We start from the raw sequence: 25,077 nt of genomic DNA, 5'->3' as shown, positions 1-25,077 counted from the left end.
AATTCAGTTCTACAATCCCAATAGGTGAGAACCAGCAGCAACACCTAACCAAGTTGCAATTTTTACAAGAATTGGCTTGGCTGTTGTCCAGATTTTTTGACCTGCCTCTACACTCTTGCTAGTTTTTTCAAGTGTTTCTGCCACACCTGTTAAACGGTCTAATGCACGTTGTTTGTTCGGTTCTTCTTTGTCTGTGGCTTTCTTAGCAGCACTCAAATCTTCAATTACTTCTTCTTTAGTATCAGTTGGTAATTCTGCCCCTTTAATCAAAGTTTCCAGTTGAGCCAGTAATTTGACTACATCTTCTCTAGTGAGTGATTCTCCGGTATCTGCACCCACTTGATTTTGTTGCGTTATCTGATTATCATCACCAAGGACAGCCTGATTATTATCTCCTTGAACAGCGCGGTTGCCGTCCCCTTGAACGTTGTTAACATTGCCACCAACTGAACCACCAACTGAAAATCCGCCGGGGTTATTAGTCATACTATTTACCTTATCACCTTGTATATAATCACCTTCAATACGCTCGTTATAGTTGCCGCTACGTATGTTGATATTGCGATCGCCAGTCACTGTTGTATCTCGTTGAGAGATTTCGGTATAATTTCCTTCTACGTAAGCAACATCAATGAAAACAAAATCATCTGTTCTTTCTGAAGCAATTTCGTTAATTCTCTTCTCGATAAAACTATTTACGGCAGGTGGTAACTGATGGGTATTTCCTGACCATAATTTCAAATCTTCATCGTACCTAAAGTAATAATTTTCTTTAAATTGATCTTGAATAATACGTTCAGAAACCTTAACCTGAATAAAAACTTTGTCTCCTCTCTTTCCAAAAGCTACAACATTCAGAGGTTCATCATAGTCTTTAGACATTTTTTGCAAAACAATTAGAGCTAATCTGGGATTAATGTCTTTCTCATGATAAAGCTCAACAGTATCCAGGATGTACTTGACAAAAGTAACAAAGCCACCCTTTTTGAATTTACCTCTAGGTGGCATTTGGTCACGTTTATCTTCATCAATCCACTTTAAATAAACGTAATCACAAACAATTCCATCAAGCTTAGTTCCTGTGGAAATTATCCAATCCTGGATACAGCTTCCAGTTAAGCAAGCACCTCTTATATCGGATCTTTCAAAATTTGTTCGTACAAGTATAGATCTAGACAAATTAGCTTTTTGTAAATTAGCTTGATAAAAATCTGTATCAATAAAGCTAGCATTTTCTAAATTTGCTTCATATAAATTAATACCTCTTAAATCCAAGCGATCATAGTTTTGATTCTCTCCCTTTCCTGTGACTAGTAACTGCTGCACTTGTATATTATGAAGATAAGTTGTTCCGGGACGAATACAATTAAGTTGTGCATTTCGCCAACAAGTACGAGTAAGAGTAGTTTTTCTAAAATCAGTACTTTTAAGTCTAGCTTCTCTAAAACTACCATCAGTTAAATCAGCATTACGAAAGCTTGTACCTTTCAAAGCAGCGTATGCGACAGCAATATTGTGAATAAAAGCGTACTTTTCACTTCCTTTCATTGCATACCAAGCAATATAAGCACTGAGTAAAGTTCCAACAACGACTCCAGCGATGGCAAAAGATCCTTCAAAAATGAAGGCGGAGGCGAAGAAGAAAATCCCGGTCCCAACTCCACCAAGGAGTCCTGCAAGGATGAAAGAGCAGGCAAGGGCCATGGGTCCAGCAAGGGAAATGGCAATCATGACAACTTCAGCAACGGCGAAGGCAACAGCGATACCTCCAATGTCAGAGGAGAGATCAATATTACCGGAATCGGCTCCGCCAATGAAGAAGGCGATGGCGACAACAACAGCAAAGGTGAAGGCAAAGAGAACAGCGATAGGGACGACGGTTGAATTTAATCCTCGGTAAATTATAATTATAAAGAAAACAATTATTACTATTAAGGCGACCCAACCTCCAAGCTGAAAAGTAAAAATTGAACTACGTATAAACCCTACCACTACTCCAAGAAAAGCTGATAAACACCCACATATTCCAGATAGTAACCATAAGGTAATGAGCAGTAAAGTAGTCCAACGCTTTTGCACCCCCGCTTCAGCATAGCTGAAGTTTGTACCCCTTAGAATTACGTAGCTAAAATCTGCACCTCGAATATCTGCACCGCTAAAGTTAGCCCCCTCAAGGTTTTGTCCCTTGAAGGAGCGCCCTCGAAGATTTTGACCTGAGAAGTCTTGGGGCATAACTGGGTAAAAAGACGCTTGTACTTCAATTCTGATACAGATTGGCGATGAGATATTCCGGATTTGAGAAAAATCAATTTGAAGATACGGTGACAGGACGCGAACACTATTTCAAAAGGGCGATCGCACCCTTTCTCCCAGAACTGAAATTGATTATGCAGCAGTGGACGATCGCATCCTCAAGAAAACTTGCTCTGATAAACTGAAGGCTGTTTTAGTAAAGTGGTACTCCTCGGTTTAGAGCATCTACAAAACTTGCATAGTCATACTCAACTTGAGTTGCGTAGTCTAAGGCAAAGTTGACTATCTCGTTTTTAAATGCAGCCTTATTACCACTGACAATATCGGTTACTTCTTTATCGACGCTATAAGGAACTATCGCATCATTGTAATCCTTGTCAGAAATAGCATGGTTTTTAGCTACGATTTTTCCTGCATATCCCATTGCATCCATGAATTTTGTTTTGGTTGTTAGCAATGTATAATCAAAGTCTTCTTGGTAAGGCGATTTTTCATGTAGCATGAAGAAAAGATTGTTGAGAGTAGTGTAGCCAACTAAAGGATCGGTATTAGCAAGCATTGCCTTGGTGGCGATTGTCACTCTTGCGCCCTGATTGTTTCCATATGCAGAACTTGATAACAAACCTGGAACAGCAATAGCTACGGCGCTGGTGCTTTCTTGCTTCATTTCTAAAATGCGATCGTCGTCGGTTGCAGAACTAGGGCCTTCAATTAGCAAGTAATATCGATATTTACCGAGACTACCAGTTCCAGAACCTAATTTCAGACGAATATCTTTAAGATTGTAATAACTATCGCTGTAGCGTTTATTGCTAGGAATTGAAGCTATATAGCTACTCATAGCAGCACTAATACTTGAATAGATACTGCTAGATAGAGGTTGGAGTTCAGAGGTTGTTTGGAAAACGCGGTCGCCATTGCTATTGAGCAGCGTATACTTGCTTAATAAACCTGAACGAGTTTTACTAGCAGCCTGTTGAATTAAATCCTTAACCACACCGTTTGTATTACTAGATTCTAAACGGTAAGATAATTCGTCATTAGTTCCTTTAAAATCGCTCATTTTGTTGAGATAACTATCGAGAAAATTCTGAACAACATCCTGAGCATCATTAGAATTCAGACCATTTTCTTTAGCTGCTAACAGAATCGAAACTGCCATACGTCGCAAGTCCCAAACATATAGACCAAGATAGCCTTCATCAAAATCACTGGTATCAAACACATTGTTACCATTGCTATCCCTCATCCCCCCAATATTCTGCATATGCATATCACCTTCTAACCAAATAGCTGAGGTTGAAGAATTGACAAATACTGAACTTGGTAATGTCTGCATATCGCGATAAAAAATGTGAGCAGTCCCCCGATAAAAGGCAAAAGGACTAACTGCCATCTTTTGCATTTTTGTTGCTAGCTCTTGAGGTAATTGAGAGGCAAACTGATGATTGTATTGATAGATTTCATTTTCTACCCAACTTTGACGAGGAGTTGCAGCAGTAGCCGTAGATGCAAACCCTAAAGTTGCAATTGCCAAGGTAACAATTATACGTATTCGTTTTAACATAAAAGCTCATCAAGCTTGCAAATCAATTTATATTTGTCAGATTACTCTAAAGGCAAACAATTATCCAACAACCATTTCTTAACCTGTTGTCTGTCTTAAAGCGAGTATTTTTGAGGCGAGCGATCGCCCATTAGCGCCTCTTTTATCTAAGCCGAGCTGCCTCTCCAGTCATGACAGCAGATGTAATCAAATGAGCTAACCGTAAAGCTTCTGGCACCTTGCCACAGTCAGTTAAGCGCTGAAGCACTCCAGCTACTACAGCAGGTTCTTCACCGACAACTTGGAAGAAAAAGGGTGAATAATCATAAATCGGGCCACCAAGGTGTAAAAGTTTCTGTCGCTCTTGCAAGTCTGGCAGACGACTTATCGCTTCTTCAACAGCAACTAAATCAGGTTGGCGGCGCATCACAGTAACACAAGGTAATTGCAGGCGGTCAGCCAATTCTGGAAGATTGACGAGGTTAAAACCCCCAAATCCAATTCCATCTAATAGCAAGATATGTAATTGTGGTAAAAACTTCCTTCCTATCAACAACTTGCAGATGACTTCTGTAGCATCAAAACCATCTTGTTGTACTTCGCCCCACACCATACCTTCAAATCGAGTTCCTGCACACACCACCCCAGCTATAGAAACATTGCCACCAGCGCCCCGAATAAAAGGGGCATCATCGAAGCCAATAACGCGAATAGTACGATTGAGTTTCAGTAGAGATTCAAGTTTCATTAAGCTGTTGTTTGGTGGATAAATTAGCATAAGATAATTGCGATCGCACAATCCAAACGCCTGGGCGTACAGGGTTATAAAAAGAGGAATCGCCAGAATTAGTTTCCTCTAAGAAATTTCAGGGAAGTTTTAATGCAGTGTACGCTCGACATAGTTTTTTACAGAATTTAAAACTCACTCGTCGGCCAAAAATGCAACTTTCCCTGAGCCAGCCCTTGCAAACAGACACAGCCTAAAGTAAAAAACTGCTGCGGCAACGCGGCGGTTTCGCGGGCTGGCCTGTTTGCAAGCCTAGTTGCATTTTTGGCCGCTTAAGAAAATCCATTGGTTATTAGTCATTCGTCATTGGTCATTAGTTATTTAACAGTGCGGCTGGCTTTGCGACAAAGTTAAACCCTGGTCACAACAACCAGGATTTATTTTTTAGCGTTGCGGTGGGCTACTTCACTACAAATAGCGACTAACTTTTTCAGGGAGTGGCTCGACTTCTTTATCAGAAACAGGTTTAAAGGTAATCAGCCGCTCATAGACATTTTCACCTGCATCATCTTTACCAGTGCAGCGAGAGAACCAAACAGCTGCACCGAACTTGTTGGAGGGCGATCGCCTAATAAACTGGTGTCCTTTCCAAGTTACTATCGCCGCTCCATACTGATCGGTACGTTCAACAGTTGCATCAATGCTAGACCAATCAAAGCGCTTGAACTCGTCAATATTTCGTTGGTAATTTGGTGCAGTGTTAGGAGTCAATCTACTTAAACAGTTAGCTATTTGCTCAAGTGCAAGCATTTGCCGATGCTGAATTTCAAGCCAAAGATTAGTTTGTTCTGGTGTCATGGTAGATTCTTAGAGGATAAATTTACAGTCTTTGCGATCACCCAGATATTCAAGTATTTAGGCGAAGCTCCCAAGGGGGAGCCGCTGGGCTAACGCAGATTTACTATTTGTTCTTGCACTTGTAGGCTTGCTGTAAGTAGCCCAATCCAAGATCCAAGTCGCCTATAAATATCTCGTCTGGTTCCTCGCCATCAGCCTCATTAATTAAGGTTTCCAGTTCGCTGATTAAATCGCTCAGTTTTTCTAAAATTTGCTTCATGTCCATTGTCTTTGCTCCGTTCTTAGAGGAAAGTTGCTACTATGAAATAGCCGTAAGGCAGCCGGGGAATCCTTGGTCGGATACCTCCCCGGTTAATGCCCTCTCTTATGGCTGTGGGCTGGCGGCCAGTTTTCACTACCAGTCTGCAAACTCTGACTCACGTTCTGGCTCAGGATTAAATTGCCATGCTTGCTCTTTCATAGCTGTTTCCTTTCGCTCAAGCCAGCAGTATTCATACTGGCGTAAAGTTTCAGCCCCGATATATTTCCAAGCAGCAAAGATATGCTTGTCGGGTATTTGGCCTTGTGCAACTGGATTTAGCATTAGGTGTTTAGTTGCAACTGGGTCTTGCGCGAAAGCTTTCTCAATGCCGCTATAGGCGTGGCAAGTGCAGGTGATTTCATATTGATATAACTTCACCTCGTAAAAGTCGCCAGTGTTACCACGAGCTATTAATTCATCCCAATTATCCCCAGGCTGAAGTTTATAAGGATCGGCTTTTGACCAGCAACGCTCTACTAAAACACTTACAAAGTCAGCTTTTGAAATGAATCGAGAGATGCCGCGAATTTTAATCAGTTCCCCGCGTTTAGTAACTTTGTTTGTAATGTGGAGATAAACAAAATTTTTATAAACGTCAATAGTTGCATAGTCAATTCCTGCCTTAATTTGGTCAGCAGACCATCCCCACTTTTCTAACAAAACCTTTGTATTCTCAAGGCTGTAAAGATGGCGAAGTGCATAATCTTCGCTGTTATTTTCATGTAATAAAGATTTGTGGAAATTTGAATAGTTGTAATCAGTACGAGTATGAGCTTTGGCTGAGAATTTTTGTGCTGGCATTGGTCGGATACCTTTTATAACTCCATGTAAACATGGTAACAGGCTTTCATCATGTTTACATGGCAAGTTACAATATTTTTGAGAAATGTTTTTAGGGATATGAAACGAGATAAACCTTATGAAGTTCAGCAGGGTGAGGGTGGTTTGTTTGTGTCTGCTGGGGATGAACCAATAGACAGCCCTGCAACCACTCTGCGAATGACTAAATCTATGTATGAGCGGCTTATAGCTGTTGCTGGAAAAGAAAAAGCCAGTTGGATCAGACAGGCGATCGCAGAAAAGTTAGAGCGCGAACAGAAAAATTCTTAGAGGAAAAGCGACACCGAACAGCCCGCTGTAGGCATCGCTTATCAACTAAACCCAGTAGTAATTGCTGTAAGGCTTGGGTGTATTCTGTGCAGTAAATTCCCAAATCTTACGCCGTGGACTTTGTGACCAACTCACATGAACTGATTTATCCTTGCCATAGTAATAGATTGAGTCAAAGTCAAGATTCCTTAAAAATCCAATAACTTTTGTGCTGTCAACTCCTATAATTTTGAAATCGCAAGCAGCACCTAGATGTTTGCAATAATATTTGCCTTTGTTATTGGTTTCATAACTCATGTGCTGGTCAACTTCAATGCAGATTCTAGATTTTTCACAAGTGAGAAACTTTTTTAAATCTTTGCTACAAAATCCGTATGTGAGCTTGAGATTTTCTAATCCAAATTTATTGAAAATTGGAATGAGAATTGATTGATGCAAATTGATTAAAGCTTGCTCACTTTCTGGATTCTTAGGATAAGGATTGATGAGATGAGAGTATTTTAAGTAGGTTTTAGAGCAGGTGCAGAGTTCTTGAATCATTTTCTTAGAGGATGAAGGAGGAGCGATCGCTTTTCAATTAACTACCACCAAAAAATTCTGTCTCTTCCCTCAAACTGATTTGAGTCAATGGCTTTTTTTATCCTTGCCAAAGCTTGAGTTGCATTTGGGAAATGCCGCATCTTTTTTACAGACAAGCCTAGTGAGCAAATTACAATGTAGTCCCCTGCAAGAGTCGGTTTGATGATAATTTGCCTATCTTTGTAAGTCGTTTCATATCTCATGGTCGGATACCTTTTAAGATTCTTAGAGGAATGGAGAGAGAGTGCGATCGCTCTTAGGATTAAACCCACCAGCTAAGTAAGCGCCATCCTGGTAATTCTTTGGTAATAATCTGCCGAAGTTCGCAGTCAGTTATTTTTATTTTTCCTGTGAACTCGATTTCAATAAGTTTTAGCCTGCCCACTGTGTCGGTCAAATCAGCTTTAAATTTCATGGTCGGATACTTTTTAAATCAAGAGAGAACAGAGCAATCGCCGTGGAAAGCGATCGCTGTTGAAATTTACCCGTGAACTGTTACGGGGATACTTGCACAAAGCTTGTTAAATGCTATTACTGCGGCCAACTCTTTCTTGTGTTTTTGCTCACCGAAAAGATACCAGCCACCCTCATTTTTCTCTATAGGATTATCTATTAAAATTCCCGTTGAATAAATGCCGTCCTGGTGTTTTAGTATTACAAAAAAAGCTCCTATTTTTATCTGCTCACTTTTAACTAAATCGAAAGTTGCGTAAGAATGCGGTTTTAAATTTGTCATGGTCGGATACAAGAGTTTTACAAGCGAAGAAGTGAAGAGAGGGTGCGATCGCTTGATATGTGCGATCGCAGATTAACTAGTGGATTTCGTTGATAAATTCTTTGTGAATGCCTAAGTCAATTGATAATCCCTTGATTCGTCGTCTTACTGAATTTCTAGCATCATCTAATTTAAGAGAGCTTTCATCTTCTGATTGTTCAAGATGGATTAATAAATCAATGGCTTTTCTTAACTTCTCAAGTTCGTACAAATCGTATTCTTGTGTATCTTGCATTGGTCGGATACCTTTTTTGTTTACTCTTATATTATAGCGCGTACACGCACTATAAAAGTTAATCTTCACGTAATATTTAACAAAATAGCGCGTACACGGGCTAGAATGTAAAGTGCAGATTTGAGGCTGGAAGATGGGGAGAGGCAGACCAGGAGGAAACCCAGAATTTGGAACAAAATTTAAGTTTGACTACGGTAATGAAGAGAAACGGGATGTGGCGCTGACCATTAGAATTACGGCTACGGAGCTTGACAGATTAAAAAGGGTTGCTGGGGAAGGATACAGAGATTTTTGTAGAGATGCGATCGCCCAAGCTGTAGAGCAGCACAAGGCCGCTCAACTGACTAAAACAGAGACAACTGAACCGGGACAGGCTGACCAACCACAGCAGCACAGCCAAACCAACCAGGAAGGCCAGACACTGGAAACAAACCCCACACTGGCGGAACAGGGAGCGACCCCAAGAAAACAACGCAAGGCAGGCCAGAGCCAAGGGCAAAAGCAAGCGAAGCCCAGGAGCCAGACCCGAAGCCGGAGAAGCACCGCGACTGAGAAGACGACGGAACAAGACCAACCGGACAAGGACTAGACGGGAACGACACCCACAAGCCACCAGCAGCAGCAACGGCACGGACACACGCCACAGACCGAGCCGCAAACGCGCCACGGCCACAACCCCACACACCAGACGAAACCGCGAACACCTCGGCAGCCAGGAATGCCGCACGGAAAAACGCATCGACACCAGCCGCGCAGCCGACCAGAACGCGAGAGCCAACAGGGACAGCAGCAGCCGCAGCAGACAGGGGGGCAGAAGACAAACCCCAATGGCGGGAACCTGAAAAACCAAAGCAGGTGTAACGGGAGAAGATAGCTGAAAGCATGGCTAAATAGGAGTAACAATAACCATTATAGCACGTGTACGCTCTATAATCAAGGAACAAAGGGGGTGTCTTGCCCMGGCGCAGCCGGGGCGAGTGCTGGATCGGAGGCTTGGCCACCACTGGCACACAACCCCATAACTAGGTAGCTAATGGCACACAAGCACCGAGATACCTTTACCTCTCCTTTTTCTCTCTCTGCATTTCTTCTCTCCCGTGAAAAATGAAGCCCAATATTAACAGATATCATTGGAACGGAGCGGAACGAAGTGAAGCGGAGTGGAAATGATAAAATCAGCAAAAGCTTCATTTTTCACACACTTTTTGCGTAGCTTGTCGGAGCAAAAAGGAAAACAACTGCGAAGCAACCTTGTATATTCAAATATTAAAAGCGAAGCAACAGCTCTTAGAAAGCGATCGCACCTTCACTCATGCGATGCCTACGGCTGGTTGTTCGGTGTTGCATTTTTCCTCTAAGAATTAGCCCGCTCCCTCTGTCTTATCTTCTAGGGAATCATCAGAGGAAATTTTTCGCGCGATCGCTTCTAATATCGTTGATATCTGGTCAGGATTATTTAAATTAACTTGGTATACATTCGTAGCATGAACTTGATTACTCCCTATTACCACTTGCAAGCCAGGTTCGCCCAAAAGATGCTTGATTAATTTGGCTTTCCCCTCAGCATCCAAGCGATGCCTACGGCGGGCTGCGCCTACGCTATTTTCCATTAATTTTAAGAATGGATTTTTCGTTTTATAATTTTCTAATATTTGCCGCGATCGCTCGCAGCATAATCGCCATCTGATGTTTATTGGCAATATGTATATGACTCGGACTATGCATTAAGCAATTGGCGCATATCGCCGACAAACCAATACTCAGTAAAAGCTTGTGAATTAATACCAACTTTTCATCTTTCGTAAGATGCTGGCAATCTCCTAAAGCCTTATCTATATTGCTTTTCACTCGAATTTTAATTTATCAAAATTTCAGCTTTCAATCATACAGCTAACATCAAGCTGGTGTAATCCGTAGTATTACTTAGTCAAGAGTCGTTAATTCCTAGAAGTTATAGATTAGCAAGATTTAAATCAGTACAAATATCATTGGGGATGCTGAAATCAACTGAAGTAGAGCCAATATCATCGATATTTTGTAGCCAGCCAGCAATCTCCGTTAATATTTCAGCTTTTTCTTGGGGCGATGCTTCTCGGATGAGCGATCGCAGCGAGGAAGCAGGTTTAGCGCTGAATAATTCTGATAAATACCAGTTTCTCGCTTCCTGGGGGGCAGCTTCTAAGAGTGCAACCAGCTTGGCGCTACCTAAATCGCATTTACCGTTACGAAAGCGCGAAATCGTTACTTCTGTAATTCCAGTAGCATCGCAAATCGAGCGTGCATTCAAATCAAAACGTACTAACATTTCATCAAACAGCTTTTGATGTCGCTGGGACTTGGCAAAATCTGGCATTATTACTTATAGTATTTGATAAGTATTAACAGATTTGATGCCTACTTGGAGAAGTAGGCACCTACCCTATGAATGATTCAATACGCCCTTGGCATTAAGTTGGTCAGCCTGTTGCGTTATTGCAACTTATACTGCTTCAGCAAATTCGACTGTATCCGTATTGTTACGGATGTTTTTGGCGAATATTTCGGCAATTAGATGTAGAGCCTCAGCTTGCTCTTGTGGAGGTGCTTTAACGATAAGCGATCGCAAATCAACCTTATTTGTATCGACTTCTGCTAGTTCACATAACAGGTAATTTCTAGCATCGGTTGGCAATCCCGCTAGTATCTTTTCTAGGCTATCGGAATAAATTCGCTGATTCCCTCGTCGAAACCCACTGATCATTTGCTGAGAAACACCAGTCTTCTCAGACAGCCACTTCGCACTAATGTCGAACTCATCGAGGGTTTTATCCAAAGCCTGTGAAAAATTCATAGGTTTAATTATGTCTTGACTGAATATTATAGTATGATATGCAGTTATGACTGAATTTTGAATGCAAGGTTTACCCACTACATCTACTATCTTAATCCTATTAAATCAGTGATGCAGGTAAAAGTTTGGTAAGGTGTGAAGTTTTTTCTAAATTCTCCAATGCAAAGAACTCGCCCCAGTTTTAGCGAACCGGAGCGAACAAAAAATTTTGTCAATTTAATTTTATTACTGCATTATGATGCAAAGCACTACCAAAATTCAAGGGAAGTTCTACCCACTCCAACATGAACAATGGCTAAGAGCCTGCCGTGAACTAACGCCAGTAAGCACAACCTTCGAGAAGGTGCAGCCATGATACCCAAACCGCAAAGAGATGATGAAGGAAAGGTACAAGGCGAGTTTTACCCTCTACAAAAAGCCGAACTGATGGCCCTTCGCAAGGCAAAGCTAATCAACAATGCTGCCTTTATTCATCTAGCTCTTAGATACGAGAACCCTTGGTGTGATCGCAAAATTATAGTGATTCCCAAAGAGTTTGGGATGCGATGGCAGATACCAGAAAGTAGTGTTTACGAGGCGATCGCCAAGCTTAAAGAAGCCAGCGCCATCAATATCAAGTCAGGCAGAATCACTATTGAATGGGCAAATTCTCAACAATGTGAGTTTGATGATTCTCAACAAGACGATGATTCTGGGAATCCAGAAAATTTCTGGAAATCCAGAAATGATTCTGAGAATCCAGAAAAAATTACGGAATCCCAGAAAAAATTCTGGAAGTTCAGAAAAAATTCTGGAAGTTCAGAAAATCGTGCCTCAAAACCCTCTACTGGCAAGGATTCCACAACCCTTCAGACTATTCAGACTTATTTAGACTTTATAAACTCTCTCTCAGAAAGCGAGAGAGAGAATTTTATTGAATTTGGTAAGAAGAAGGCAGCCCAGTTACCCAAAGCACCTGAACTTCCCCTTAAATGGATTGAGAAGAACTTTGATGAGTTGCGTAGTCAGTGGTACAAGTCCAGGGGTAAAGTGTCCCCGGCAGAAAATCATAAATGGGAGACTGACCCGCGTACCCCTGACTGGCTAGCCATCATCGAGGAGACGGCCAACCCGCTCGAATTTGCCACTGATAAGGAAAAGCAAGATTTTATTCAGTGGTGTAACGAAACTAAACAATTTAGCTGGCTGAAGGGGGAATCATGACTGACAATCTTCCCCAATTTGAGCGCCTTCCATTCAATGAAAAAACTGAAAACGAGGACAGGGAAATTTGGCAACCAAATTGGAACTGTTTCTGTTGCCAGGACACGGGACAAATCCAAGCACATTTAGTCAGGTTAATTATTGCCGACTATGACCACAACCGCGATCGCATCCCGGTTTGCCAAGGATGCAATAAATTTGACAGACACAATTTGATGGAATATGGGGTACTCGATACTCGCTTTGATTTATTTCTGTGCAAGAAACTAGATCGAATTTCTCGTGACAATTGGAAGCAAATTACACAAAAACAGTTTGAGAAGTATAGAAATCAACTTAATGTTGAAACTTCTAAAATTTCTCAATCTCACAGCCTAACTAACACAAATCGCACTGATAACGACAACCGAGAAGTGGGGCAGCGCAAAGCTGAAATAGAAGCCACTAGCACCGAACAGTGGAAATTAATGAGAGATGATTATTTAGCAGGTAAAAAAGATGAATAAGTATTCTATAAGCGATTTTCAAGTGGGCGATCGCATCATCACCCCCGCGAAGAAACTAGGTGAAGTATCGAGTGTACACAGTAAAAAGATTACTATCACTTGGGAAAACGGATTATCTGCTGAATATACCCCAAAACAATTGCAGGCTTGGAACTATAGAAAATTCTTAGAGGATGAGGAGGCGAGAGAATGCAACTTAGACACGCCAGCTTCTTTGCAGGAATCGCCGGTTTTGAACTCGGAATTAAGGCAGCTGGAGTTACTGACATCATCAAAACAGAACTCTTCATTGAAAACAACCCCGACGCTCAAGCAGTCCTCAGCTACAGATTCCCAAAAATCCCCATCCACAGCGACATCAGCAACTATTACCCTCAACCGGGAGAATTCAACCTCTACACAATTGGATTTCCTTGTACTGGAACCAGTGGCGCAGGTAACGGTACAGGACTCGATCACCCAGAATCATCACTCTGGTTTGAAGCCTTGCGCTGCATTGCCGATGGACGTCCCAGCTTCATCATCATTGAAAATCCTGAAGGGCTTATCCATCGAGGATTACGAGCAGTTCTTGGCGGACTCCGAATGGTCGGCTATCACTGGGACGATCCGCAGCTCATATCGGCTCAGGAAATTGGAGCGCCGCACCAAAGGAACAGACTCTTTATTGTTGCCTACACCAACAACATATTGCAAAGGCTCAACGGGATGCAGGCCAGCTGGTCAGACCAGATTGGAGCAGAAATTGAAGCCACATTTAGCCAAGGGCGACAAGTTAAACCCAGCAGTTCCAGGGTGGATGATGGGGTTCCCCGTTGGTTGGGTAGAATGGCCATTGATGGATACTGGCGAGACAATATCAGTGCAGCTCCCATTTACCCAGGAGTACGCCACCACCAGGGCAAACGGCGAGATTGTAACGACCTCTACGCCCGTGCTGTCTGCCCCCTCCAAGCAGCGATCGCTTTGCAACGAGTCTGTTATCTTGCCAACCTTGCCGCAACAGCTTAAACAATCAAATGTAAAAGTAGACCTTTATATCTGCAACTCTTCTTTAAATGTTGGCAAAATAACTGAGGTTTGGCAGACTTGTTTTACTGTTGATTGGAGCAGTGAAATTAAGTGCTATTTTTGGGAACGAGACGATGAAGTTATTAGGGAATTAGCGTTGGCGCAGCCCGCCGCAGGCATCGCACCCCAACACCTAATTGATAAATTCTTAGAGGATAATCACCCCCAACTCTGTACAAAATGTTTAAAGGTAGTTGACAGAAACTACACCTGTGATAAATGCCCACCTATGCAGTGTACACAGCAAATTCAAAATGTACATTGCCCCAGTTGTGAATCTCCATTAATCAAATTAGATGATGGCTGTGGTGTGTGTGGATGGACACCCAAAAATTTCTTAGAGGAAAGTAACGAAGCTGTGGGCCTCAAGCAATCCTCCAAACGTAGACAACGTAAAGGTTGCTTGTACAAGTATCTCGAAAATAAGAAACTGAAGGACGGAACTATCACCAGCTATCCCCGTGTAATTCAACACAGAAGCTCTGATAATCCTACTCATTGGCGCTGGGGCTTTAACTGGGAAGAGAAAATAGACGGTGAGTGGAAGGGGCGCAGTATTGGAAGTGTGCCGGTAGGAGCGATCGCACTTATTCAATCAATGCAAAATGAAGGGGTTAGTTTAGAGGAAATAATCGCTTTTATTCGTAGAGCGAAAGCTAAAAAATAAATTCAAAGAGAATGAGATGATACTAACCGAATCTGAAATCCAACAAGTTTTAGAGCAAGTATAAGCTGCTTTCCCCAACTTAACTGATTGGAAATACAACAATCAAAAAAATGAGGAGTATTTTGGCTTCTCTGTGTGGGGAGAATTTGAAATTAAGACCGAAGAACTAATGATACCACGGCGGTTTTTCGTTACGCTTGACACTAATCATGAGGATAAATGGCAAGGATGTTTAACCATAGGGCTACACAGCTATTTGTGGTCAAGTGCAGATGTAGGTGATGCCCATCTAGTAGATACAGACCCAAGTGATACTTTAGAAGAGGCAATTTCAGCACTCAAAGCGAAAATATCAGAACTATTCCAAGTGTTCTTGGCAGGAAATTAGAAGGAATTAGCGATCGCTCTACTGCAAAGCGCTCCCCCTTTAACAACTTGACTTGATTCAGTTCTGAGGGATAATCAGCTAGTCGGCACGCTCTTTATAATTTCCTTGGAACCCAACCAGCTAAACCTATTTCCCGACGTGAAACCCACACCAGCACGCAGAGCAGAGGCGCTAGTGATGAGCCTTGAGGCGCTGCTGAAGTGGAAAGCGCAAATATTTGAGTGTCAGCAACGGATGAGAGAAACCAAGCCAGTGCAGCAGGTGACGCTGTTTGACCTAGCCCCGGCGCATTGCGACCCAGACCGGATCGATCCGTTGCAGTTACAGGTGCGATCGCTCTCTTAGGCTCAATAACTGGTTCGATTGTAAACTGTGTATTTTGGGTATTGCAATAGCTTACCTACTTCCGCCATACTGCATTGATTTATACTTACGTTTCATCAACCAACAAATGGCAAATGCTACACCAGTACCATAATAAGTAGAGGGTTCAGGAACAGGTGTTGATGGTGTTACTGTACCAGCCTTCCTTGTAACAGGTATTATTTCTCCTGAGTCAAAGGCTACTTGAAGATTTTCAATATCAAAAGCATCAAAAGTTTGAGGAACGGTGATAGAAGTCAACTTTAGTGTATTACCAAAATTACTATAACCACTTGCATTTGGAGTAGAAGCAGCACTGGCATATAAATATCCGTCTAAACGCCCATTGTTTACGATAGTTTCTGTTAGTTGAATCTCTGAATCAAAAGTATAGGTGGCATTAATACCAAAACCAGCATCAACACCAACTGGTAATTTGTTAAAAGTCGGGGGAATTGAGTAGGTGATTTTGGGGTCTAATGTGGTGCTAAATCTTGGTCCACTAAATTTATTATTTCCCAAATAGCCATATTGACCGTACAGGACTGGGAGTCCTGACTGCGCTGTTATGTATGCTCCTCCTTTAGTTTCAGAAAAGTAAGGACTATCATAATTGTAATTAACGAGTTGATAGTCGAAAATAACAGATGCTACACCAAAAAGATTTTCAGGACTTCCAGGTATATAAACAGGTGTGGTAACATTTAATTCTCCTGTCAAACTAAAATTAAATATTAGAGGAACGCCAGTATTACTTGTATTACCAATGAGTTTATATGAGTTCTGAAAGAAGGTGTTTGCAACGGCTGGGAAAGATAATGAAGTACCATTACCATCAGATTCAGCTTTTACTTTAAGACTAGTACCAGTTGCACTAGCAGAAGCTGTTGCACCATTTACTTGAGCAAAAGATTGAACGCTTGGATTAATACCAGTAGATGTTTGTTCATCAGGAGTACCTGACAATATATTAATGTAGGCGTTACTATAAACCTTACTATTGACTAACGATACAGCTTTGGCAACTCCACAGCTAAGTAAAGTTACTCCACTAAAACTAAAAAATAAAAATAGTTTTGTAATCTGTTTCTTAACAKGGCTAATCTCTACAACAATTCTTTTCTTACTATCAATGGTTAATTTGTGGTGCTTATTCATTTACTTCTTGTCTCAACCTCGGTTATTTAATAAAAGTTGAATATTTTTGTAAATGTTGTCTATATCATGTTTCGCATATTACATTAATAGATACTTAAGTAGTTAAAAATTGACTTTTACTTTACTAAAACTTTAAGGCAAAGAAGGTAAATATAAAGATTTAATCGAACGAGTTATTGAGCCGAGATATGTGTTTTTTATTGCAAAATGGTCTGAAAACCCATATCCTGTTTATGTTTGAAAATTTGCTACATTATAGTTAAAAAATTCGTTATTTACAACATAAAATCAAGCCTTTTCAGGACATCTTGCAGGTTTTTACTGGTGTCACCACCCATTGATAAAAACGGCAGAATTGACCGATGGCCTGATGGGTTCTTCGATGAGTGGGACAACAGTTTAACAGTTTTATTAGAACCTGCAAAATCATAACTTGCTTCTGTTGCAAGCTGTGTAGGCTAGCAAATACCGCAGGCATCGCTTAGAAATTATCCTCGCTTGAAAAAGTTGAAGTTACAGCGCCACGTTCAAAGGTTCTGGCAATTTGGCATCACAACTGTCTGAATTGCCGTTTAAATGAGGTATCAACAGAACAGAACAGCCACAAATCGCCAGTTGTTGACCCAACGCTGTAGAAGAACTCAGCAGCCCACAGCGCTCGGTTATCGCTTCACTACAACTGGCTAATAATGTACTAGAAAATACATAGTAAACTACGCACCTGAAAGTGGTTTGTGTTTTTGCAATAGCTTTCGAGTTTATACAAAAGTAACTCCAAGCCAAATATATACATACTACAGTAGTAGATTAGTTAGCTGCTGTAGAATTGCAATGTCAAACCCGTACAGTAATAAAAAAAAGATTCGAGGTTGGAAAAAACAGATTAGAAAAATTAACTATTGGAAGAATTACAATCTCACCCTAGATATAGCAAAATTGCACAAGTCTCAACGAGATTATGTCAAGGTCACTATTGATCCCTGGTATCACTTAGTAACAAGAAATCCTCCCGTTTGGTACAATCGATTAATACTAAAGGCTTTAATAGAGATTTATTTGAATTGGCACAAAACACTTCAGGAGTCGGGAGAGCCTTTTTACTTAAAGATATGGTTATTTGACCATCATTTTATCAACTCTCAAGTTGTAGCAGCAAGTGGAGATTGGATTGTTGGATATAACAATACCTTTACAAAGAGCAATGAAAAGAGAGCATTCCCATTTGAAAAATATAAAATTAACAACTTCAGTCTCGAAAATTTTCAGTGGGAACTCCACGCTCAAGAGAATTATTTTTATGAAAAGATTGACCAATTAAGTGAAGCAGAAATTAAAAAAATTAAACAAAAAGCTTACAGGTCAGATTTTCTCGAAAATGGTGATAGGTACTTTGCTATTAAAACAGGAGATGTTTGGATTGGAACGTTACACACGCTATATTAAAGCAACCATCAAAACTGTTTATAGTAGATGCTCTGCGCCATCGCTTGACTACCCATTAAATTACTTTACAAGAGTGCTGTCTCCAAACGGTTGGTAAATTCTGAGGAGCGATCGCAACTCATAATCAACTGCTCAATCGCCCGTGTCATTGCCACATACAATAGTCGCGCTTCTTCTTCAGGTGTGTTGTATTGATGAGGCATATAACCAACACCAGGAATCAATACCACTGGGAACTCTAGCCCTTTAGATGAGTGCATAGTCATGAGTTTGATGCTTTGCTCGGCTGGGTTATAGTCGCGGCTCTCACTATTGGCGTTTATCCACTCTACTGGGATTTGGGCTTGTTGGAAGTGGTTATATATGCGATCGCCCATGAACTTGGAGCGATAGATAATTGCTATTTCGTTCCAGGGGATATCTCGCTCGTGTAATTGTTGCACTCTATCGGCTAGGTAATCTACCTCATGTTTAAAACTGGGTAAGCGGATTAGGTTTGGTATGGGGCCTTGTCTTCCAGCACTAGCAGGTTCTACCAATATTTGTTGGTCATCATCCTGGGTGTCAGTCGGTTGCATGACTTCCTTGGCAAACTCATAAGCTACCCTCAGCACTTGAGCGGTGTTGCGGTAGTTGAGTTTCAGAATGGTGGTGCGTCCCTGTGCCTGGATGCCCACACTCTTAAAGCTAAATTTCTTAGTACGTTTTTCTCCGTAGAGGTTCTGAGCATCGTCATAGAGGATAAGCAAAGAATTGGTTTCGGGGTTAACCATCTGAGCAATCAACTTTAACCACTCTGGTTTAAAGTCGTGGCCTTCATCTAGCATGACAGCGCCATAAGTGCCAACAGGTATCAACTTGGCATCGACGGCGCTAATTACTCTTTGAACGAGTTCTTCTATATAAGCTTCATTTTGATACTCTCTGGAGTCGGGTCTAGGGATGTCATACTTTCTGAGTAAATCCATGCACCAGCCATGAAAATGTCGTACTTTAATGCGACTGACTCGGTTTTGGTCTTGGATAGTCTGCCGGAGTTTGGCAGCAAGAGAGACATTGAAACATAGCACCAAAATAGGTTTGTTTCCAACTTGGGCAAGCTGCTGACAACGGTAGGCTAAAATCATGGTTTTTCCTGAACCAGCCACACCATGAATTACCCGATGGCCATCACCTAAACTCCGTGCCAACTGTTCTTGCTGCAAGTCCATAATTTTGAGAATGTTTGGGATAACGGGTTCGGGAGTTTCTTCATCTGAGGGACTGTCAGGAGCAAACTGCTGATTTGGTCGCAAGTCGAGGAAGATGTGCCAACGAATTCTATCTATTTGACTGCTGGTTAAGGTCTTACCAAATTGATATGCCGATAAATCCCAAAGTCGTTGCTGAAATTCCCCTGCATCTGTGTTTGGAAGCATTTCATCTTTGCAGATAACCAAGTGTTCCTCAAACACTGCTGGTAGTTCACTTTCATTGAATGCTTTGCGGGTGATGTTGGTGAATACCACGCCGTAACCGTAGGGGATGACCAGTTTTCCTTTATGATTACCTTCTTGCTGCACTAGGGCGGGGTCTTTTTCTAGCATCTTGTTCACTGCTAGGGCATAATCTCTGGCCTGTTGTAGTGGGTGTTTGACTTCTTTGATTCCATCTTCAGTAAGCAGTGTGACTGTGGAGGGGTTGATATTTTGAATAGTGTCTAACTTCCAGTCTTTCACTTCCAGGATGAACAAGCCCCGGCTAGGGTGCAGCACTATAAAATCTGGGTGCAGTTGCTTCTTACCTACTGGCACGTCATACCAAAGTAAATAGTCATCCTCTAATTTTTCCTCCAAGCGCTGCGCTAACCTCTTCTCGCCAGGGGTCATCCGCATTGAGCAGCTATTGAATGAGGGAATTAGAGTAGCCATAAATGGTAGATGTTTACATGGGTTTTAAGCGATTGAGGTTTCCTCTAAGAATGGKGGTGTAGGCGTAGCCCGCCGCAGGCATCGCTCCTACTGCTAATTTTCCCATAAGAAAGGGGGGAGCGATCGCCTGCAACGGGCTACGCCTGCTTGGGATTTCCTCTAAGAATTGGGGCGATCGCTAGGGAGTCTAGGGCAGTTTTTCAGGTATTTTCGATAAACCATAGCTAATCCTTCTTTAACTAATATCTGTTAATACATTTAATTGATTAGGCTGTGTAAGTTTTAGTTCAAACATTCCTGCTTGTGCTTTTTGGGGTGCAACGTTTATGATTTTGACTTCTTTACCTTGTAAAGCAATTGGGTTAGAAGCACCAGGAACTTGATCAAGGATTTTTCGAGGTATGACTATTTGGTAAACTTTATTATCTTTTCCTGATAACTTGAAAGTTTCAGTTTCACTATCTTGGTGACTCCATCCATTAATTCGCCCTAAGATTTTTGAGATATTATTAGAATTATTAAATTGTTGATTTGGCGGACTATCACTACAGTAAAAATTAACTGGATTTTGCTGAAAATTTGCACATTTTAAAATTTCTTCAGTTCTTTGAGAAATTTTTATCAATTGTGAATAATCATGTTCCTCACCACTGTCATAATTAGCTTGTTTTCTAATATTCTCTGGTGCATTGAGTAAAATTTTTGTAATTATCTGACGGTCAGATTCAGAAAGCTTAGGTGATAAATAAACATTAGAACCAGGAATGTCCTTGCTTAAGTGAATAATTCTTAAATCTTTGTCATTTGCAACTGCCTCATAAGCAGCAGCGCCTACATCAGCTTTTCCAGTTTTAACTAAGTCTTTAATATCTTTTCCTCGATGTCCCATATCTACCCTTAGACTTTTACCAAATAAGTCATAAGCAGGTACATAGAAACTAGATGCTGAATTGAAATCGCCTAGAGCAATAGTATTTGTAGATTTTAAATCATTGAGAGATTTAATACTACTGGTAGATTTTGTGAATAACGTAGCCTGGTAATATGGAGGATTATTCGGAAACATTCGGGCTGCAAAATGATAATCGTTATTTTTCGCAGCTAGAGAAAGTATTGGTGATAAAGTAAAGGCAATATCCCATTCTTTATTTATCATCCTTTTTCTGGCTTCTTCATAAGAAATTGATTCATCGCCATCAAGGACTATTTGCACTTTATTACCAAATTGAGAACGTAAGTAAGTTGTTAGCTCTTGATAGTAACTCGGCTTGCTCAAAATACCTATGGTTAAAGAGCTTGTTTGTAAGCTTTGTTGTTGATTTTCAATGGTAGTAGAAGGTAAGGAAATTGCGGATTTAGGGGGATTAGACGGACAACCCGATAAACCCAAAACTCCAATAAATGCTAGAAACTTTATGAAATTATGGCTAGTTTTAGAATTAGACACAATAGATATCACCTGTATTTTTATGATTAAGCTGCTTGTTGATTAGATATGCCTGTAAGTTTCTGCAAAATTTGTTGATATCTTGTTGCATTTTGTAAACGAGCTTGATTGTCTAATTGTTCAATAACATTAATCAAATTATTTAGTGTAGTTACTCTGTAAAAACCACCTATATTGGATTCAATACCATGATCAATATCCGAGTTTGCTGGAAATATGACAACACCATATACAGGAAATTTACCCCAATTTGATGAATTTACATATTTATACAAAGAATCTGCATAAGTTTTCACTTGCTGATAAGGATTCTCTCCCCAACAAGCATAAATATAGAGTTTTCTAGTTCCTATATCACAAGTCCATCCAGTGTTACGCGGATTACCAACAGATTTAATTGTTCCCTTATAAGATTTAGCTTCTACAACGATACAGCACTTATTTGTAATAAGGATAAAATCAGTAAATTTACTTCCTTGTTGTCCACTACCTACATCAAATTGTGTGAACACTCTTTCTGAAGAAAAATGCTGCTCTAAGGAATCTTTAATAGCTATTTCAAAATTATTTAAAGTATGCTTACCTCTTTCAACAGTGATAATCTCAATTTCTCTAGCCAAATCCTCTAATTCAGCTTGCTTCTGTTTTCCACGTTGTTCCAATTGTTGTTCTCTGTCTTGAGACTCTAATAGTGAATTTTGCAAAAGCTCTAGTTTATTATTAAGTTGTTCTTGCACTAACCTTTGATTAGCTAATTGTTGTTCTAATGTAGTAATAATTCTTTGAGAATTTTGTTCATTATTTCGGAGTTCTTGTAATTCAGATTCAACTAAAGAACGAGAATTATGAATCTCCTGTATTTGTTGCTGAAGTTGAGTTAATTCATTTTCTTGGATTTCATTATTTTCTATTTGTTTCTTTTGAGCAATATATAAATCTTGGTTTAATTTTTTAATCTGCTCTTCATATTGTCGTTGCTTATTTAGATTCTCTTGTGCTTCTAATCTAGCTTTTTCAGATTCAATCTGTGCCTGTTTAGCGCGTTGTTGAGATTCCAATAGAGAATTTTGTAAAAGCTCTAGCTGATGGTTAAGCTGTTCTTGTTCTAACCTTTGGTTAGCTAACTGTTGTTCTAATGTTATAGCGATTTTTTGGGAACTTTTTTCATTATTTCGCAGTTCTTGTAATTCGGACTCAGCATTCTGTATCTGTTGCTTCAATTGAACTAATTCAATTTCTTTTGGTTGATTATTTTCTAGTTGCTTCTTCTGAGCAATTTGCAAATCTCTATTTAATTTTTCAATATATTTTTGGTACTCTTGCTGTTTATTAAGATTTTGTTGTGCTTCTAATCTGGTTTTTTCAGATTCAGCCTGTGCCTGTTGAGCGCGTTGTTGAGACTCTAATAAGGAACTTTGCAAAATCTTTAATTGATTGTTAAGTTGCTGTTGTTCAAGTCTTTGATTAGCTAATTTTTGTTCCAGTTTAGTAGCAATTTGTTGAAAATTTATTTCATTTATTTGCAGTTGTTGGAATTCTGATTTAGCTAATAAACGAGAATTTTCAATATTCTTCATTTCTTCTTGAAGTTTAGCTAATTCATTTTCTTTCAGTTTATATAGTTGATTAACTTCTAATTGTTTCTTATGAGCAAGTTGTAAATGCTGATTTAGTTTTTCAATGCGTTGTTGATATTGTTTTTGTTTGTTTAGATTCTCTTGTGCTTCTAATTTATTTTTTTCTAGTTCAGTTTGCAGAGTTAATAAATCTTCTGTGTTTTTTGGGAGATTATTCAGAGATTCCTTGAGTTGAGAAATTTCCTGCTCCCGTCTGTTATTTAAAATACGCAGTTTATTAGCATCTTTAGTTAATTCAGTCTTCTCTTCTTCTCTTTGATTTTTTAATACTGTTAGTTCATTTATTCTCTCAGCTAATTGAACTTCTAAAACTTTATTGATATTTTCTAATTCATCTTCTCTTTTTTCAGCTTTCTTTTTATCAACTCGTTTTTTATAAAGCATAAACTCCAAACCACTCCAGATAAGCAAAGTTGCCCCACAGCAAGCTATTAGACTTGTTGTGTAAGTTTGAATCCTACTACTTCCAGAAAAAGGACTACTTAGTAATGTCGCAATATCCTCTTGAAACGTTGGTCTTACACCCCTAACATAGTAAACCCTGCCTATGACATGACCTTGATTAGTTAAACTTGTAGCACTGCGTTCAGTAGCTTGAGGTTTACTATAAGTCCACTGTGTAAATACAGGTGGAGGGTCAAGCAACAAATCATAGGGATGTTTTTTTAACTCCTGTGGATTTAGAGCCGCTTTCCAAGATGAGGATTTTCCAGAATTTTTACCTGAATACGCAATTGCTTTTTGTCCACTAGAGTCTGTAACTATTAATCCAAACAAACTATAATTACTATCTAAAGTACGTTGTACTTCTTCTGGCTCATTTTTAATGATTGCATAAGAAAGTTTCGTTGGTAGAGTATGAGATAATATGTTAAAATCAACAGTCTGAACGCGAAATATTGTTTGATTCCAATAGTTGTTATAACGGTCAAAAGTTACTGCTCCACCAATCCCAAAACTAATTATTCCTGTTGTTGCTAGTCTAGCTAATACTTTTAATATTGCTCCTCTATTGGATGTTTGAGTTGCTTGGGTATCTGTGCTGTTAACCATTTGATGCTCCTGAAATTTATATTTTGTGATCGCTACACTATTAGTTGATATCAGGATAAAAAATACTCTGAATAATACTGAATGCGTGACAATGATTACAGCGTGTGATCGCCTGAGTTTCCTCTAAGAATTTGGGGAGCGATCGCTATTATCTCTATCCTTTCAACTCATGTACACGCTGCCATTCTTGTTGTGTAATTTTGTAATTTGTAGCGTTCGGCTGACGAATTACAATCAAATTTTGCAACACAGGGTCAAGCTTGAGGTCTTCGCGTAGCAGTGGCAATTCTCGCAACTTGCTGGTAAAGCGAATCTTGGCGCAAGGTTTAGTACCAATGCGGCTGGTATCTATCCAGTAGCCGATATCAGGGGGGTTAGTAATAATCTTGGGGGACTCGATAATCTCTGCGATCGCATATACCCCCGCCTTATCCCCAGCTTTCCAAATCAGCACCCCATCACCAGGAGCTATGTCTTTGGCGTAGCGAGTCGCAAGCCAGAGCATCTGTTCAAAGTCGCGGATGCCGTCCATAATGCGGTAATACTTCGGGTTGCCTTGAAACAGCCAGTAACTCATTGTTTGGTAGATTTCCTCGCTTGATTTGGTGGGCTAGGCGATCGCTTTTGGTACGTGATTCTTATTTATCTTTTAGCTATACCATCGGCAATTAATGCTTCTCTATATAACCAAGCTTCTCTAGCTGTTTTAAAACCATCCATCCACTTTTTTTCTTTTGTATCTTTAATTCGATATCCTACTCCCCAAGTGTCATTTTCAAAGCAATAGTATGTTTTATAAAGCATTATGGGTTGAGCAAAATCATTTCCACAATCACTGTCATGTTCTATCAATGAACCATCTTCTCTAATACCGTAAAATCGACGCTTTTCTTTGTTGATGTTAACCTCTAAAACATCCCCTAAATGGTTAGAGTGTAAAATAATAATTCCATTTTCTTTGACCGTATGAAAGTTTCTGTTATGCTTAGACATTGCACTTTCCTTGTAATATCAATA

32 protein-coding genes and 1 pseudogene are annotated in these 25,077 nt (G+C 40.1%); 11 read left to right on the top strand and 22 right to left on the bottom strand.

All coding sequences use genetic code 11. The features are described from left to right. Nucleotides 1–9: 9 nt before the first annotated feature. Together FCR06_RS24695 and FCR06_RS34890 are read right to left on the bottom strand one after the other, a co-directional pair. On the bottom strand, nucleotides 10–2,079 hold the full coding sequence (locus tag FCR06_RS24695) for a pentapeptide repeat-containing protein (protein ID WP_411268020.1): 2,070 nt from the start codon (nucleotides 2,077–2,079) through the stop codon (nucleotides 10–12). 27 nt (nucleotides 2,080–2,106) lie between these two features. Further along, nucleotides 2,107–2,232 (bottom strand): annotated as a pseudogene (locus tag FCR06_RS34890) (pentapeptide repeat-containing protein); the annotation flags it as partial. Nucleotides 2,233–2,279: 47 nt separating this feature from the next. Here FCR06_RS34890 and FCR06_RS32975 point away from each other — a divergent pair. Beyond that, nucleotides 2,280–2,438, top strand: coding sequence for a hypothetical protein (locus tag FCR06_RS32975; protein WP_189523565.1), 159 nt, complete (start codon nucleotides 2,280–2,282; stop codon nucleotides 2,436–2,438). Between the two features lie 8 nt (nucleotides 2,439–2,446). On the opposite strand, the gene FCR06_RS24690 is transcribed toward FCR06_RS32975, so the two are convergent. From FCR06_RS24690 to FCR06_RS24675, 5 genes are all read right to left on the bottom strand, one after another. Continuing rightward, complete coding sequence (locus FCR06_RS24690; RefSeq protein ID WP_138504441.1) at nucleotides 2,447–3,820, bottom strand: DUF2252 domain-containing protein; 1,374 nt, start codon at nucleotides 3,818–3,820, stop codon at nucleotides 2,447–2,449. A 142-nt stretch (nucleotides 3,821–3,962) separates the two neighbouring features. After that, nucleotides 3,963–4,547 (bottom strand): DUF99 family protein, encoded by a 585-nt coding sequence (locus FCR06_RS24685; RefSeq protein WP_138504439.1) that lies wholly within the window; start codon nucleotides 4,545–4,547, stop codon nucleotides 3,963–3,965. Nucleotides 4,548–4,994: 447 nt separating this feature from the next. Continuing rightward, entirely contained in the window at nucleotides 4,995–5,384 is a 390-nt protein-coding gene (locus FCR06_RS24680; RefSeq protein WP_138504437.1) for a single-stranded DNA-binding protein, read from the bottom strand. A gap of 103 nt (nucleotides 5,385–5,487) precedes the next feature. Then, nucleotides 5,488–5,649 (bottom strand): hypothetical protein, encoded by a 162-nt coding sequence (locus tag FCR06_RS32970; RefSeq protein WP_189523564.1) that lies wholly within the window; start codon nucleotides 5,647–5,649, stop codon nucleotides 5,488–5,490. Between the two features lie 129 nt (nucleotides 5,650–5,778). Beyond that, nucleotides 5,779–6,486: a hypothetical protein gene (locus FCR06_RS24675; RefSeq protein WP_138504435.1), complete on the bottom strand. Its 708-nt coding sequence runs from the start codon at nucleotides 6,484–6,486 to the stop codon at nucleotides 5,779–5,781. Nucleotides 6,487–6,585: 99 nt separating this feature from the next. Between FCR06_RS24675 and FCR06_RS24670 the strand changes: the two genes are divergently transcribed. Then, nucleotides 6,586–6,795: a hypothetical protein gene (locus tag FCR06_RS24670; RefSeq protein ID WP_138504433.1), complete on the top strand. Its 210-nt coding sequence runs from the start codon at nucleotides 6,586–6,588 to the stop codon at nucleotides 6,793–6,795. Between the two features lie 45 nt (nucleotides 6,796–6,840). Here FCR06_RS24670 and FCR06_RS24665 read toward each other — a convergent pair whose 3' ends face one another. From FCR06_RS24665 to FCR06_RS24650, 5 genes are all read right to left on the bottom strand, one after another. Further along, nucleotides 6,841–7,335, bottom strand: a complete 495-nt coding sequence (locus FCR06_RS24665; protein ID WP_138504431.1) for a hypothetical protein — start codon at nucleotides 7,333–7,335, stop codon at nucleotides 6,841–6,843. Nucleotides 7,336–7,376: 41 nt separating this feature from the next. Continuing rightward, nucleotides 7,377–7,577 carry a hypothetical protein gene (locus tag FCR06_RS24660; RefSeq protein WP_138504429.1) on the bottom strand — a complete coding sequence of 67 codons (201 nt, stop codon included), beginning with the start codon at nucleotides 7,575–7,577 and terminating at the stop codon, nucleotides 7,377–7,379. A 59-nt stretch (nucleotides 7,578–7,636) separates the two neighbouring features. Then, nucleotides 7,637–7,789, bottom strand: coding sequence for a hypothetical protein (locus tag FCR06_RS32965; RefSeq protein WP_189523563.1), 153 nt, complete (start codon nucleotides 7,787–7,789; stop codon nucleotides 7,637–7,639). Nucleotides 7,790–7,855: 66 nt separating this feature from the next. Then, a complete protein-coding gene (locus FCR06_RS24655; RefSeq protein WP_138504427.1) occupies nucleotides 7,856–8,110 on the bottom strand; it encodes a hypothetical protein in 255 nt (84 codons plus the stop codon). A 76-nt stretch (nucleotides 8,111–8,186) separates the two neighbouring features. Beyond that, nucleotides 8,187–8,384 carry a hypothetical protein gene (locus tag FCR06_RS24650; RefSeq protein ID WP_138504425.1) on the bottom strand — a complete coding sequence of 66 codons (198 nt, stop codon included), beginning with the start codon at nucleotides 8,382–8,384 and terminating at the stop codon, nucleotides 8,187–8,189. Between the two features lie 133 nt (nucleotides 8,385–8,517). Here FCR06_RS24650 and FCR06_RS24645 point away from each other — a divergent pair, with 133 nt between their 5' ends. Continuing rightward, nucleotides 8,518–8,973 (top strand): hypothetical protein, encoded by a 456-nt coding sequence (locus FCR06_RS24645; RefSeq protein WP_138504423.1) that lies wholly within the window; start codon nucleotides 8,518–8,520, stop codon nucleotides 8,971–8,973. Nucleotides 8,974–9,745: 772 nt separating this feature from the next. On the opposite strand, the gene FCR06_RS24640 is transcribed toward FCR06_RS24645, so the two are convergent. The 4 genes from FCR06_RS24640 to FCR06_RS24625 form a co-directional block, all read right to left on the bottom strand. Further along, nucleotides 9,746–9,994 (bottom strand): hypothetical protein, encoded by a 249-nt coding sequence (locus tag FCR06_RS24640; RefSeq protein ID WP_138504421.1) that lies wholly within the window; start codon nucleotides 9,992–9,994, stop codon nucleotides 9,746–9,748. Between the two features lie 25 nt (nucleotides 9,995–10,019). Further along, entirely contained in the window at nucleotides 10,020–10,232 is a 213-nt protein-coding gene (locus FCR06_RS24635) for a hypothetical protein (protein ID WP_138504419.1), read from the bottom strand. 103 nt (nucleotides 10,233–10,335) lie between these two features. Beyond that, nucleotides 10,336–10,737 carry an XRE family transcriptional regulator gene (locus FCR06_RS24630; protein ID WP_189523562.1) on the bottom strand — a complete coding sequence of 134 codons (402 nt, stop codon included), beginning with the start codon at nucleotides 10,735–10,737 and terminating at the stop codon, nucleotides 10,336–10,338. Between the two features lie 126 nt (nucleotides 10,738–10,863). After that, nucleotides 10,864–11,214, bottom strand: a complete 351-nt coding sequence (locus FCR06_RS24625; RefSeq protein ID WP_138504417.1) for a hypothetical protein — start codon at nucleotides 11,212–11,214, stop codon at nucleotides 10,864–10,866. Between the two features lie 351 nt (nucleotides 11,215–11,565). Here FCR06_RS24625 and FCR06_RS24615 point away from each other — a divergent pair, with 351 nt between their 5' ends. From FCR06_RS24615 to FCR06_RS24590, 6 genes are all read left to right on the top strand, one after another. Continuing rightward, nucleotides 11,566–12,417: a hypothetical protein gene (locus FCR06_RS24615; protein ID WP_189523561.1), complete on the top strand. Its 852-nt coding sequence runs from the start codon at nucleotides 11,566–11,568 to the stop codon at nucleotides 12,415–12,417. After that, nucleotides 12,414–12,923 carry a hypothetical protein gene (locus FCR06_RS24610; RefSeq protein ID WP_138504415.1) on the top strand — a complete coding sequence of 170 codons (510 nt, stop codon included), beginning with the start codon at nucleotides 12,414–12,416 and terminating at the stop codon, nucleotides 12,921–12,923. The genes FCR06_RS24615 and FCR06_RS24610 overlap by 4 nt, the downstream gene beginning before the upstream one ends. 189 nt (nucleotides 12,924–13,112) lie before the next feature. Beyond that, a complete protein-coding gene (locus FCR06_RS24605; protein ID WP_138504413.1) occupies nucleotides 13,113–13,934 on the top strand; it encodes a DNA cytosine methyltransferase in 822 nt (273 codons plus the stop codon). Beyond that, nucleotides 13,837–14,661, top strand: a complete 825-nt coding sequence (locus FCR06_RS33825; RefSeq protein WP_223280276.1) for a hypothetical protein — start codon at nucleotides 13,837–13,839, stop codon at nucleotides 14,659–14,661. Before FCR06_RS24605 ends, FCR06_RS33825 begins: the two co-directional genes overlap by 98 nt. Nucleotides 14,662–14,830: 169 nt before the next feature. Further along, the gene (locus FCR06_RS33820) at nucleotides 14,831–15,049 is read left to right on the top strand and encodes a hypothetical protein (RefSeq protein ID WP_223280273.1); all 219 of its coding nucleotides are present in this window, start codon (nucleotides 14,831–14,833) and stop codon (nucleotides 15,047–15,049) included. Between the two features lie 138 nt (nucleotides 15,050–15,187). Continuing rightward, nucleotides 15,188–15,394, top strand: a complete 207-nt coding sequence (locus FCR06_RS24590) for a hypothetical protein (protein WP_189523560.1) — start codon at nucleotides 15,188–15,190, stop codon at nucleotides 15,392–15,394. A gap of 51 nt (nucleotides 15,395–15,445) precedes the next feature. Here the strand turns inward: FCR06_RS24590 and FCR06_RS24585 are convergent, their stop codons facing one another. Next, a complete protein-coding gene (locus FCR06_RS24585) occupies nucleotides 15,446–16,570 on the bottom strand; it encodes a PEP-CTERM sorting domain-containing protein (RefSeq protein ID WP_138504411.1) in 1,125 nt (374 codons plus the stop codon). A gap of 324 nt (nucleotides 16,571–16,894) precedes the next feature. Here FCR06_RS24585 and FCR06_RS24580 point away from each other — a divergent pair, with 324 nt between their 5' ends. After that, complete coding sequence (locus FCR06_RS24580) at nucleotides 16,895–17,002, top strand: DUF3696 domain-containing protein (RefSeq protein WP_223280272.1); 108 nt, start codon at nucleotides 16,895–16,897, stop codon at nucleotides 17,000–17,002. A 399-nt stretch (nucleotides 17,003–17,401) separates the two neighbouring features. Next, complete coding sequence (locus FCR06_RS24575; protein ID WP_138504409.1) at nucleotides 17,402–18,013, top strand: hypothetical protein; 612 nt, start codon at nucleotides 17,402–17,404, stop codon at nucleotides 18,011–18,013. 65 nt (nucleotides 18,014–18,078) lie between these two features. Here FCR06_RS24575 and FCR06_RS24570 read toward each other — a convergent pair whose 3' ends face one another. The 5 genes from FCR06_RS24570 to FCR06_RS24550 form a co-directional block, all read right to left on the bottom strand. Continuing rightward, complete coding sequence (locus tag FCR06_RS24570; RefSeq protein ID WP_138504407.1) at nucleotides 18,079–19,923, bottom strand: DEAD/DEAH box helicase; 1,845 nt, start codon at nucleotides 19,921–19,923, stop codon at nucleotides 18,079–18,081. 235 nt (nucleotides 19,924–20,158) lie between these two features. After that, nucleotides 20,159–21,370, bottom strand: coding sequence for a phosphate/phosphite/phosphonate ABC transporter substrate-binding protein (locus FCR06_RS24565; RefSeq protein ID WP_138504405.1), 1,212 nt, complete (start codon nucleotides 21,368–21,370; stop codon nucleotides 20,159–20,161). 26 nt (nucleotides 21,371–21,396) lie between these two features. Next, the gene (locus FCR06_RS24560) at nucleotides 21,397–24,060 is read right to left on the bottom strand and encodes an NERD domain-containing protein (protein WP_138504403.1); all 2,664 of its coding nucleotides are present in this window, start codon (nucleotides 24,058–24,060) and stop codon (nucleotides 21,397–21,399) included. Between the two features lie 154 nt (nucleotides 24,061–24,214). After that, on the bottom strand, nucleotides 24,215–24,637 hold the full coding sequence (locus tag FCR06_RS24555; protein WP_138504401.1) for an EVE domain-containing protein: 423 nt from the start codon (nucleotides 24,635–24,637) through the stop codon (nucleotides 24,215–24,217). Nucleotides 24,638–24,702: 65 nt separating this feature from the next. Continuing rightward, on the bottom strand, nucleotides 24,703–25,053 hold the full coding sequence (locus tag FCR06_RS24550; RefSeq protein ID WP_138504399.1) for a hypothetical protein: 351 nt from the start codon (nucleotides 25,051–25,053) through the stop codon (nucleotides 24,703–24,705). Between the last annotated feature and the right edge of the window lie 24 nt (nucleotides 25,054–25,077).

Origin of the sequence: Nostoc sp. PA-18-2419, assembly GCF_005869855.1 — a bacterium.
Classification (GTDB): Bacteria; Cyanobacteriota; Cyanobacteriia; order Cyanobacteriales; family Nostocaceae; genus Nostoc.
Note: the sequence above shows the minus strand (reverse complement) of the source record. Positions and strands in the feature narration are given on the sequence as shown.